A 12,495-nucleotide genomic window follows, 5' to 3' on the forward strand; every position below is an offset into this window, starting at 1 on the left:
TAAATTAGTAGATATATACTTGCTTTAATCTACTCTCTCATTGATTTATTCATTTGTTATCCAACAAAACCCAATTTCAGTATATGTAGGTGTTAGTTTCCATCAACCACTAACTTTCTGCTTGTTACCTTTACATTACTTACTTCATTTTGCTTTCTTATTTTTTTGTATATAAAAAACACCACACTAACGCATATCTGTAAGGACGCGTTACCGTGGTGCCACCTTAGTTAACAAATTATTTGTTCACTTTAAATATTATAATTTTTAATTACATCTAAAAGCCCAATTCACATTATATGTAGTGCTAATTTCCATTAACCATTAGCTTTCTGCTTGCTACATGTCATATATGCTACGTTATCTTTCAAATGGCAACCTAAGTTGCGAAAAGTAATTACCTAGTATGCTACAAGGATATTTTTAATTTGTCAACATTTGAATTTATATTAATTATTATTTTACTTTAAGCGATGATTATTGTTGAAATCATTTTGGTTATACTTTTTGAAGTTGGTTTTGAATACATAACCCCCAATGACTAGCATTAAAATAGGCATAATAATAATGACATATATCGCCCCACTTCCAAAAAAGTTAGTGAAAAATGCTAAAGCAAAAATGATGAATAATATTAAAAACAAAAGGTTTAAGATTACTGTTTTTTTCATTCTGTATCTCCTTTTCATAAAAACAAAAGTTACATTCAAGCTTATTTTTAGCATAGCTTATCATCTTTGTACATGGAATCCGCTGAATTTCCATTACTATTTTATGATATTTTATGTGAAAATCAATGGTTTATTATCTATGAATACGATGCTTAATCAACAAAAATATAATAGAATATATTTTTAATATTATAAATTATATAATATTAGTGTCGTCTATCTCTCAGGCGTCAATATGACGTAGAGAGGAGGTGCATATTAATGATCGAAGCTCTTGTTCATACCACTGTCACAGTAATTAGTGGTTGCATCGTTACCTTATTTGCGTATTGGTTACGTAATCGTAATGACAAGTAAAAGACGACATTAACCACACCAAAAAAACCCCCTCGCTATTAGTGGTAGCGAGGGGGTTGGTGCATTCAATGCACGAAACTCTTGTTAAATATATTATAACATCATATATAGGGGCATTGCAAAATTAAATAGATAATCTAGGGTTCAATATATTTATAATTGAATCGGTGCTAAACAATAAGCATGTAACAATGCTTGTGTCGCTTTTAATGAATCAATATGCGTACGTTCTAGTGCATGTGATGATTCGATACCTGCACCGAATAAGCCATGTTTTATATCTGCACCTGCTTTTAATGCTGCTGAAGCATCAGAACCATAATATGGATAAATATCAACTTTGTAAGGGATTTTATTTGTTTTACATAGATTTACGAGTTGCTCACGTAATGCTTTATGATATGGGCCTGATGCATCTTTAGCGCAGATAGAAACAGTATATTCATCTGAAGCTTGACCGTCCCCTAAAGCACCCATATCAAATGCAATAAATTCAACAATATTTGATGAGATTGAAGCATTGGCACCATAGCCTATTTCTTCATTATTAGAAATGTAAAATTGAATCGTATGCGGTAATTTGAGATTTTCTTTTTTAACTGCTTTTAAAAACTCTATAATCATGGCAACACTTGCTTTGTCATCTAAATGACGTGATTTTATAAAACCCGAAGATGTGATTTGTGTTCTAGGATCAAAACTTATAAAATCACCTACCTCGATACCTAATTGTTCTGTATCTGCTTTTGTATTTACCTTTTCATCTAGTCTTACTTCCATATGGTCTATGTTTCTAGGCTCATTATCATTATTACGATATACATGTACGCTTGTTTCATGTAGACATATTGTCCCTGTGTAAGTTTGTCCTGCAGAAGTTTCAATTTCGCAATATTCCCCTTCTATTGCGTTATAACTAAAGCCACCAATTAAATCTAATGCTAAGCGACCGTCTTCCTTAATTTCTTTTACCATCGCACCTAATGTATCCACATGGGCTGTAATACATTTATGGTCTTGATTATTCTCGCCTTCTACAGTAATAATCAACGCGCCTTTGTTAGTAATATGAGTCGTATAACCTAACTTTTCAACTTCATCTTTAACGTATTTAACTGCCTTTTCTGCATGCCCTGAAGGACTATTAATATTCGTTAATGCTTGAATTGTCGTAAAAATGGATTCCGTCATACTATCCCCTCCTTATATGTATATCTTTAGTTTAACTGTTATTTTCTAAAATTGGTAATATTCTGAATAGAAATTCCTATTTGATGACAGTAATGCTAAACGCAAAACTTTATAATTTTATACAAATAGTATAAAAAAATTTTAAAATTGATTTACAGTATATGGAATTCATTATAAAATATTGTAACAAATTACATTTCATAATAAGGTGGCTGAATTATATTAAAAAAATTAATTTTAAATATAATTATGTGGGCTTTGTTTATAAGAAGCATAGTGATTTTGATAAATTGGTTTAATGGGAACAGTGACGTAAATATTATAATTATATTTGTCTATTTAGCTATTCTAACTTGGGTAATCATTTATCTCGGTTATAGCTTGGTTAAAAATCACCTTTATAAGAATATTAAAAAATGAGTCTTGATTCATAAAAGACTCATTTGCTTTTAATATGAAATTTTATTGCGATCAAGATCCAGTAAAAAAATCATACTTTGTACATTAAAACACAAATAACTTATATTTTTATTACAATTTAATAACCTCTATTGAAGTCTACTTGATTGGATAATGTTTCATCTCTTTCTATATGCTCTAATGTGTTACAGAAGCATGAAATAGCATCATCTAAATCTGTTAAAGCTGAAATATGTGGCGTTATCGTAACATCTTCCCTGTGCCATAACTCTGATGATTTGGGTAATGGTTCTGACTCAAAGACATCTAATACTGCATGTCTGACTTTTCCAGAATCTAGTGCCTTTATAAGTTGGTTTGTATCAACAGCCTGCCCTCTACCAACATTTATAAAATAAGCATTATTTAAATATCTAAAGATTTGTTCATTAAATAGTTTTTCAGTTTGTTGTGTTAACGGTAAGGTACTAATAATATAATCCGATTGTTCAATCAATGGTTTAGATGTTCCTAACGTATTTACTTGTTTAAAGTACTTTTTATTTTCGCCACTACTTGAAACACCATATACAGTTGTGCCAAATGACGATAAAACTTTTGCTATTACTTTTCCAGTTTCACCAGTACCGAATATCGTTATTGTTTGATCTTTCAAGGCAACAGGTGTTTCGCATGACCAGAGTTTATCTTTTTGTTGGGATTGGAATAATTTGTGATGTTGCAAGTCTTTTAATATATAACTCAAACAATATTCACTCATTTTTTCTCCAAAGTCACTCACAGTTCTAGTTAACACCGTATTTGATGTCTTCCAACCCTCTATTGCCAAAAAATTATTTACACCGGCATTAAACGCATGGACCCAACTTACCTTAGCAGGATGAAATACTTTACTAGGCGCAAAGCCTACATAAGCATCTGCCCACTCCATATCACCTTCTGAAATCATATCAATCGATTGAAAACGCAAATGATACTTTTCTAAATGCATCAAATATTGCTGAAAAGCAGATTCATATTGACCAGCAATCAAAATATTTTGTATATTCAATTTCACCACTCCTATATAATTTAAATGCTTTTTATTTTGTTTTTATTCTTTCATACATAAATCTTTATTGAATTATCTCATACCTTTTCATCATACAAAGTATATATCAATTCATTAAATTATAACTTGCTTAGTAAGTTAAATCTTCATTTTCAGAGTTTATGCATATTGCGAAATAACATTTGCTGCTTTACAATGTTACTATTCTGAAAATTTTGATAGAGGTGATTCGCACAATGAAACAAATACTTTTCGTTGGCTTAGGTCTTATTGGCGGAAGTCTAGCGAGTAATTTAAGATATTATCATGATGATATAGAAATCACAGCTTATGATGCAGATACCTCTCAATTAGATAAAGCTTTATCTATAGGTATTATTGATTTTCAATCGACAGATTATAAATCGAGCGTTGAAAGTGCAGATATCATCATTTACGCAACACCGGTACAACAAACGATAAAATACTTACAAGAATTACCAAACTATCATATGAAAAAGAATGTGATTATTACAGATACTGGCAGTACAAAGTCAACCATTCAACAATATGAACAACTTCTTTTATCTCACGATATCCATCTGATTGGTGGACACCCTATGGTGGGTAGTCATAAGTCAGGTGTGTTAAATGCTAAAAAACATTTATTTGAAAATGCATTTTATATACTCGTTCATAATGAATCAGCTAATGACATGGCTTTTGAAGAAATCCAAAGTTTATTAAAAACTACAGATGCGAAGTTTATTTCTATAACTCCAAAAGAGCATGATTTCGTGACAGGTGTCGTAAGTCATGTCCCCCACATCATTGCTTCGAGCTTGGTACATTTAAATGCCAATCATGCTGATGAATCTAACCTTGTAAAAACACTTGCAGCTGGTGGCTTTAGGGATATCACAAGAATTGCGAGTGGTAGCCCTGTTATGTGGCGAGACATTACGATTGAAAATAAAAACACAATCTTAACTATTTTAAACGAATGGAAAACACAAATGGAAGATGTTATTGCTCTCATCGAGCGTGATAGCTCTGATGACTTATATGATTTTTATAACGATGCTAAAATATATCGTGATGAACTTCCCCTTAAATCACAAGGCGCGCTATCTATTGAGTATGATCTATATGTGGATATTCCGGATAAATCGGGTATGATAAGCAAAGTTACAAATATCTTGAGTTTACATAATATTTCTATAAGCAACCTAAGAATTTTAGAAGTGCGTGAAGATATTTATGGTGCGTTACGTATTAGTTTTAAAAACCCAGAAGATCGCAAGAAAGGTGCTGAAGCACTGAGCGATTTTGATACTTATATAGCCTGATTTAATTAATAAGCCAAACGCTAATAAAGACGTTTGGCTTATTTTTATATTTAACATTATTAATTCCTAACTATTATTTAATAATGATAGTGATTTGAGCTGAATCTTGCGAAAAAAGCACGAGCCGAAGACTATAGGCTGATGCTGTGATTGAGAAGATCGCGTACAAATCAATGCTTTACGTCGAATAATTTTATCAATAGGTTTAAACACTTTGTTATCTAATATGCTAAGCACTTTTTTACATCTTATGACCTGCCATGAGTCCTAGGCGACCATGTTTTGTACCTGCATCAGTATAAGATACAGCTTTAGATACGATGCCTCGACCAAATTTCTGATATAAGGCATCAATGGTTTTTGCTAATTTTTCATTTCTTTTTCTTTCATATTCATCTATAAACAAGTTTAACTGTCTGTCTTTTTCATCTATAAATTTCGTTAATGAAACACTTACAGTTCTAAATAACATAGTATGATCACATAATTTATCTGCGAAATGTTCAACGACTTTATAAATTTGCTCTTCCAAATTCGTCGGATCCGGTAAGGTGTATTGTTTATTAACGCTACCTTCATCACTATAACCAAATGAAAAGTGAATGGTTTTTGCTAATTGATTTCTTGCCCTAACACGACTAGCAACATCTTCGATCAACTCACGCATGACAACTTTAGCTTCTTCATAATGATAATCGCGCATCAGTATTTGACTCTTACAAATCGACGGATTCATTACTTTATATTTATCTCTTACTCTACTTTGGTCTATGCCATTCGCATGTAAATGTAAATCAACGCCTACAATCCCTAAATCTCTCTTTAAATATTGATAAGGATAATTGGCTAAATCACCTATAGTAAAAATACCTCGTTTATTCAATTTTGCTTCTGTTTTCCTACTAATTCCCCAAAATTCACTTAACGGCTGAATAGGCCAAAGTTTATTCGGGACATCTTGGTAACGCCACTCTGCAATTAAACTAGAAGAATGTTTCGCTTCTACGTCCATTGCGATTTTACTTAAAAGCATATTTGAGCCAACACCAATAGAACAGTTAATTCCTGTTTCTTCTTCGATCTCACATTGCAGTTTTTCACAAAAAGAATGAATCGTAGTACTAAAACGGTGATAGCTATCCGTAACATCCATAAAAAACTCATCAATACTATATTGATGTAGATCTTCTGGCGCTACATAACGTAATGCAATTTTTGATATTGCTACGGACACTTCCAAATATTTTCTCATACTCGGATTAATAATATATATGTCGCTTCTATGTGGTATTTCGAACAGTCTTGACCCAGTTTTAATACCTAGTGCTTTTAAAGGTCCTGTAGCAGCTAAAACAACTGATCCTTGTCTCTTCGTATCGGCAACAACGGCTAATTTCTCCTTCAATGGATCTAATCCTTTTTGAATACAAGACACACTTGCAAAAAAACTCTTTTGGTCTATACACAATACATCTCTTTCTTCCACTAGATTATAATCATACATATCAAATACCTCCCTCAATTAATTCTATTATATACGAACAAGTGTTCTCATTCAATACTAATAAAAACAATTGTTCTGTTTTAATTGTTTTTAGAATTTTGAGAATTTTCATGATATAATAAGTTCAAACTGTTATAGGAGGAAATACATATGCCAATCGTTAATGTAAAATTATTAGAAGGTCGTTCAGATGATCAACTTAAAGATTTAGTCTCTGAGGTAACACAAGCTGTAGAAAAAACTACAGGCGCTAATAAAGAAGCAATACAAGTTGTTATTGAAGAAATGAAAGCATCACACTATGGTGTTGCTGGCGTTAGAAAATCCGACCAATAAATTATCTATGCTAAATTTATACTTATAGACAACCCCAAACAAAAATTTTAATGACAAAAAAGGTAGACATCATAAAAATGACTGTCTACCTTTTGTTTTGTCATTACCACATATGGTAACTTCCTTATATTATTCGTTTAAAAACTTCTGAACTTCTTCTTTATTTTTCGCTTTATCGATTTCTAATGCACTACCATCACCAAATGTTTGAATATCTTGGTAACTTCCTTCGACAGGTAACGTTAGAGAATCAACATTTTTATCGCCTCGAATACCAAAGTTTAAACCTGCTTGCATAATTGCAGAGTCTGGCATGTTCGTATTCAAGTAACCTCTTAAAATACCAGCAACACGCGGCAATTTAGGAAGTGTATCGATACTTGCAAGTTCTCCTTTAAGTGCTTGCATCACTTGTTGTTGTCTACGGACACGACCAAAGTCCCCTTCAGCATCATGTCTAAATCTAGCATAACCTAAAAGCTCTTTACCATTTAATCGATGGTGACCTTCTTTCAGTGATACACCTATATTTTTTGACATATCTTTTTCAACATCTATAGGTACACCGTTAGGTTCTAGTTCATCAATCATTTTTTCAAAACCAGTAAAGTCTAAAATAGCGTAATACTCAGGATCTACACCTAAGTTTTTCTTCAGCGTTTTTCTCATTAATTCTGGACCGCCTATAGAATATGCAGAGTTAATCTTATGTTGCCCATTTCCAGGAATATCCGCATAGATATCACGCATGACAGACATCATTTTCAACTTTTTATGCACAAAATCATATTGAGCAATCATAATAGAGTCTGTTCTGGAGATACCGCCTTGCTCCTTATCTGCACCTAACACCATGACTGTAATCTTACCATCATTTTTTTGAGCACCATTAAATTTATGCTCTTTCAGTGTTTTACCATGGTCTTTAGCATAATCAATACCTGAATTATAACCATGAATTGCATAACCAATCACTATCGCCAATAGGATAATGATAATTAAAATAATGAAGGGAAGCTTTCTAATCCGCTTCTTTTTCACCCTTCGTAAAGGGGCTTGTGTTGTTTCTTCGTTCGCATCTGATGTACTTCTTTTTTTGTCCTTATTCATTAGTATCAACCTTATATCTTCAAAATTGCACTTCTATGTACTATAATTAACATATATTAAAGTTATATAAAAAGAGTATAAAAATCAAGTAATATCTTAATATATGGTACTAAGGTCTAATACAGAAAGGATGTTAAGCATGAATATAAACAAAGCATACTTCGCCGGAGGTTGCTTTTGGTGTATGGTCAAGCCTTTTGACACGTATGAAGGTATTGAACAAGTAACCTCTGGTTATATGGGAGGTACAGTTGATAACCCGTCATATGAACAAGTCAAGACTGGCAACACTGGGCATTATGAAACCGTCGAAATCGAATATGATGTCGCATTGTTTTCATATAATAAATTATTAGAAATTTTCTTTTCTGTAATAGATCCAACTGATGACGGCGGACAATTCCAAGATAGAGGTTCACAGTATAAGACAGCTATTTTTTATTCTAATGACAATCAAAAGGAAGTAGCTGAAACGTATATCGAAAAATTAAAACACACGATTAATAGAGACAAAGCAATTGCAACTCAAATCTTGCCCGCTTCTAAGTTTTATAAAGCTGAAGCAGAACATCAAGAATTTTATAAAAAAAATCCAGAACGTTATGCCGAAGAACAAAATGAACGTCAAAATTATAAGCAATAACAAATCAATCATAAAAGCCGGAGCATATCTTCTATGCATCCGGCCTTCTTATACTATATGATCATACTCACTTATTAATCTGCTATAGCGTTTCAAGCTATTTTTAGCTACTACTCTTGTTTTTTCATTTCTAATGGAATCTTATTCTTCTTCTCTATTTCCTTACCATTGTGTAAATCTATTACTGTTTTCAAACTTTCTTCACCCATCAAATCAGGTTGTTGCGCGACCGTAGCATATAACTTACCTTTGTCTACTGATTTAATTGCATCTTCATTACCATCGAAACCAATAACTTTAATATCTTTGCTGCCAACCGCTTCTATTGCGCCTAATGCCATTTCATCATTTTGTGCAAAGATGGCTTTAATATCTGGATGTGCTTGAATAATATTTTGAGTTACGTTCAATCCTTCTGTTCTATTAAATTTCGCACTTTGTTTGGATACCACGTCAAGTGAGTCATCTGCTACGTTATGGAACCCTTTACCACGTTCTCTTGTAGCACTTGCCCCAGGTATACCTTCTAACTCTGCAACTTTAGTACCTTCTCCAAATTTATCAACGATGAGGTTTGCAGCCATTTCTCCACCTTTAACGTTATCTGACGCAATAAATGAAGCGACTTCCCCTTTAGCAACTTCTCTATCTAAGGTTACTACTGGTATATTCTGATCATTCGCTATTTGTATACTACCAGAAATTGCATCTGAGTCTGTAGGATTCACAATAAGATAATCTACATTTTGTTGTATTAAATCATCAATATCGTTTGCTTGTTTTGCTGCATCATCTTGCGCATCTGCAAACTTCACTTTAACACCTTGTTTTTTTGCCTCGTCTTCAATACCATCTTTAATTTTCACAAAGAATGGGTTGTTTAACGTGGAGATACTTACACCGATGACAATATCAGATTTTTTCTTATCTGACTTACCACCATCATTATTTTCCAAAGGAGACTCAAGTGAACATCCTGTTAAAAATAATAAAATAGCAATTGCACTGATTAATATTTTTTTCATCTTGTTAACCTCCCACACTATTTATTCTTTCTATCAATTAATACAGCTATGATAATCACTACACCTTTAACAACCTGTTGATAGAATGATGAAACTCCTAATAAGTTCAAACCATTGTTTAACACACCGATAATAAGTACACCGATTAATGTACCGAGTATGCGTCCCTTACCACCCGTAAGTGATGTACCACCCAGTACAACGGCTGCAATCGCATCTAGCTCATATGACATCCCTGCTGTTGGTTGAGCAGAGTTTAAACGTGATGTTAATATTGCACCTGCCATTGCCGACATTAAGCCAGCTAAACTATAAATCATGATTTTTAATTTATTTACTTTAATACCAGAAATAAATGCTGCCTTCTCATTACCTCCCATAGCATAAGTTTGTCTACCAAATACTGTTTTATGTAGCAAAATATATAAAATGATAAACGTAACAAACATTGTGACTGCCGGAACAGGTATGCCTAAAAAGTAACCACGACCAAATAATTGGAATGCATAGCTCCCATTTAAGTTTGTAATCGGGTTACCATCCGTAATTACGAGTGTTAAGCCCCTAAAGACGGTCATAGTAGCCAACGTTGCGATAAATGGTGCCATCTTACCTAAAGTAATTAACAAACCATTAACTGCCCCTAGAACTGCACCAAAGATACATCCAAGTAATAGGGCAATTATTGAATCTACACCTGATACCATTAAAATTGCTACCATTGCACTTGATAACGCCAATGTAGAACCAACCGACAAATCAATACCGCCCGTTAAAATAACAAATGTCATACCAAATGCAATGAGTCCATTAATCGATACTTGTCTCAGTAAATTAAATAAGTTGGATGGTTCTAAAAATGCACTGTTTAATGCACTAATGATAATAACTAGTAAGATTAACCCAATAAATGGAATTATTTTTTCTAAATATGAAATTGATAATTTAGACTGTGTCATGTACTTCCCCTCCAGTAGCTAATGTCATAATACGTTCTTCTGTTAATGATGCTTTCTCTAACACGCCTGCAATATTTCCTTCATGCACAACGGCCACTCTATCACTCATACCTATGATTTCAGGTAATTCTGATGAAATCATAATGATAGACATGCCTCGTTCGGTCAATTCATTCATCAATTGATAAATCTCTCTTTTCGCACCTACATCAATACCACGCGTAGGCTCGTCTAATATGAGAACATGTGGCGCAGTCGCTATCCATTTGGCAATCACAACTTTTTGCTGGTTACCACCTGATAAATCCACACAAGCATCATTTTTCTTACCTTTAATATTCAAGCGTTGAATCATTTGTTTTGCATATTGCTCCATAGAACTTCGTGTTAAAAAGCCGGATTTCGAAAAACTTTTCAACGCTGGTAATGAGATATTTTCTAATATTGAATCTTGCAGCACCAAACCTTCTTCTTTTCTGTTCTCTGTGATAAATGCTAAGCCTTGTTTGATAGATTGATTAGGATTATTTATCTGTAATTGTTTATTATTGAGCGTTACTTGCATATGCCCTTTATCTAAACCGAACAATACACGCATAATTTCAGAACGTCCTGCACCCATCAATCCGCTAAAACCTAAAATTTCACCTTTATGTAGATTAAAGTGAATATCATTCAATTTATGTTCAGTTGAACTGAGATTTTTAACAGAAAGAACAACTTCCTCATCTTGTGTGTAATGTCTATCTGGGTATTGATTATCTAAGTCTCTACCAATCATTGCCTTAACAATATTCGCATTTGTTGTATCTGCAGTTGCAGAAGTTAAAATAGAACGTCCGTCTCGCATTACTGTAATACGATCTGAAATACTGAAAATTTCTTCCATTCTATGAGAGATATAGACAAATGACACGCCTTCACTTTTTAGTTTTCGAATTTGTTCAAACAAAATATCAATCTCGTTATTTGTTAATGCTGCAGTAGGCTCATCCATAATAATGACTTTTGAATCTTGCATTAAAGCTTTACTAATTTCTAACATCTGTTGCATACCTACAGATAAAGCACCCGCTTCTTTATTAAGTCGATATTAATATTTAACTTATTGAAAATAGCATTTGCCTGTTTTTTCATCGCTTTATTATCAACAATACCTAAGAACTTTGTTTCCTCTTTACCGAGAAATAAATTTTCTAATACCGTTAAATTAGGCCATATATTTAACTCTTGTTGTATGAACGACACACCATTAAGTTCCGCGTCTTTGGTATTTTTAAATTGAATCGCTTCACCGTTTTCTTCAACAGACCCACTATCCGACTTATATACACCAGTGAGTATTTTCATCAACGTACTCTTTCCAGCACCATTTTCTCCCATTAAGGCATGTATCTCACCATCACCGATTTCAAAATCCACGCCTCTTAATACGTCATTTTGCCCAAATGATTTATATATTTGTTCCATCTTTATCATCTTATTCACCCCTTAAAATAAAACACCGCTTGTTAGTACGACATTAGCAAATGGTTTAGCTTCGCCTGTGCGAATGATGGCTTTAACTGTTTTACTTTGGACTTTGAATTGCTCATGTGATGTCGTTTTAATTTCAATATTTTCAGCTGATAATGTCTGATATAATGTCGTGTTTTGCGTTATCATTTCTTCAGCTAATGTCATTTGCTCGATTTCCATATGTTTTTTTATAAGATTAAACACTTCTATAAAAGAAGGCTTTCCAAATTCCAATGCTAGATCAATCTTTTTCACACCTTCTGGAACTGGAAGTCCACAATCTGCAATGATAATTTGATCTGTATGCCCTAAATCACTTAACAATTTTGAAATTTCACTATTTAATATACCTGTCTTATACATTCAATCACTCCTAAAATTT

12 protein-coding genes and 1 pseudogene are annotated in these 12,495 nt (G+C 33.0%); 4 read left to right on the forward strand and 9 right to left on the reverse strand.

Translation table 11 applies throughout. The features are described from left to right. Positions 1–461 precede the first annotated feature (461 nt). On the reverse strand, positions 462–671 hold the full coding sequence (locus tag SOJ_RS08535; RefSeq protein WP_002507669.1) for a hypothetical protein: 210 nt from the start codon (positions 669–671) through the stop codon (positions 462–464). 261 nt (positions 672–932) lie between these two features. Between SOJ_RS08535 and SOJ_RS14400 the strand changes: the two genes are divergently transcribed. Then, on the forward strand, positions 933–1,028 hold the full coding sequence (locus SOJ_RS14400; RefSeq protein ID WP_002512389.1) for a type I toxin-antitoxin system Fst family toxin: 96 nt from the start codon (positions 933–935) through the stop codon (positions 1,026–1,028). 153 nt (positions 1,029–1,181) lie between these two features. Here the strand turns inward: SOJ_RS14400 and SOJ_RS08540 are convergent, their stop codons facing one another. Then, positions 1,182–2,219 carry a M42 family metallopeptidase gene (locus SOJ_RS08540; RefSeq protein ID WP_002507670.1) on the reverse strand — a complete coding sequence of 346 codons (1,038 nt, stop codon included), beginning with the start codon at positions 2,217–2,219 and terminating at the stop codon, positions 1,182–1,184. A 538-nt stretch (positions 2,220–2,757) separates the two neighbouring features. Next, positions 2,758–3,690: a D-2-hydroxyacid dehydrogenase gene (locus SOJ_RS08545; protein WP_002507671.1), complete on the reverse strand. Its 933-nt coding sequence runs from the start codon at positions 3,688–3,690 to the stop codon at positions 2,758–2,760. Positions 3,691–3,926: 236 nt separating this feature from the next. Here SOJ_RS08545 and SOJ_RS08550 point away from each other — a divergent pair, with 236 nt between their 5' ends. Further along, positions 3,927–5,018, forward strand: a complete 1,092-nt coding sequence (locus SOJ_RS08550) for a prephenate dehydrogenase (RefSeq protein ID WP_002507672.1) — start codon at positions 3,927–3,929, stop codon at positions 5,016–5,018. Positions 5,019–5,259: 241 nt separating this feature from the next. Here SOJ_RS08550 and SOJ_RS08555 read toward each other — a convergent pair whose 3' ends face one another. Beyond that, positions 5,260–6,522 (reverse strand): Y-family DNA polymerase, encoded by a 1,263-nt coding sequence (locus SOJ_RS08555; RefSeq protein ID WP_002507673.1) that lies wholly within the window; start codon positions 6,520–6,522, stop codon positions 5,260–5,262. 150 nt (positions 6,523–6,672) lie between these two features. Here SOJ_RS08555 and SOJ_RS08560 point away from each other — a divergent pair, with 150 nt between their 5' ends. Next, complete coding sequence (locus tag SOJ_RS08560) at positions 6,673–6,858, forward strand: 2-hydroxymuconate tautomerase (RefSeq protein ID WP_002507674.1); 186 nt, start codon at positions 6,673–6,675, stop codon at positions 6,856–6,858. A 129-nt stretch (positions 6,859–6,987) separates the two neighbouring features. Here SOJ_RS08560 and SOJ_RS08565 read toward each other — a convergent pair whose 3' ends face one another. Further along, positions 6,988–7,968, reverse strand: coding sequence for an LCP family protein (locus SOJ_RS08565; RefSeq protein ID WP_002507675.1), 981 nt, complete (start codon positions 7,966–7,968; stop codon positions 6,988–6,990). Between the two features lie 139 nt (positions 7,969–8,107). On the opposite strand from SOJ_RS08565, the gene msrA reads away from it, so the two are divergent. Beyond that, complete coding sequence (gene msrA / locus SOJ_RS08570) at positions 8,108–8,611, forward strand: peptide-methionine (S)-S-oxide reductase MsrA (protein ID WP_002512388.1); 504 nt, start codon at positions 8,108–8,110, stop codon at positions 8,609–8,611. A gap of 110 nt (positions 8,612–8,721) precedes the next feature. On the opposite strand, the gene SOJ_RS08575 is transcribed toward msrA, so the two are convergent. The 4 genes and pseudogenes from SOJ_RS08575 to rbsD form a co-directional block, all read right to left on the reverse strand. Next, positions 8,722–9,636 carry a D-ribose ABC transporter substrate-binding protein gene (locus SOJ_RS08575; RefSeq protein WP_002507677.1) on the reverse strand — a complete coding sequence of 305 codons (915 nt, stop codon included), beginning with the start codon at positions 9,634–9,636 and terminating at the stop codon, positions 8,722–8,724. A 17-nt stretch (positions 9,637–9,653) separates the two neighbouring features. Then, on the reverse strand, positions 9,654–10,595 hold the full coding sequence (locus SOJ_RS08580; protein ID WP_002507678.1) for an ABC transporter permease: 942 nt from the start codon (positions 10,593–10,595) through the stop codon (positions 9,654–9,656). Further along, a pseudogene (locus SOJ_RS08585) lies at positions 10,582–12,074 on the reverse strand (sugar ABC transporter ATP-binding protein). Before SOJ_RS08585 ends, SOJ_RS08580 begins: the two are co-directional and overlap by 14 nt. A gap of 12 nt (positions 12,075–12,086) precedes the next feature. After that, a complete protein-coding gene (gene rbsD / locus SOJ_RS08590; RefSeq protein ID WP_002507681.1) occupies positions 12,087–12,476 on the reverse strand; it encodes a D-ribose pyranase in 390 nt (129 codons plus the stop codon). Between the last annotated feature and the right edge of the window lie 19 nt (positions 12,477–12,495).

It is taken from the genome of Staphylococcus sp. OJ82 (assembly GCF_000294465.1).
GTDB lineage: Bacteria > Bacillota > Bacilli > Staphylococcales > Staphylococcaceae > Staphylococcus > Staphylococcus equorum.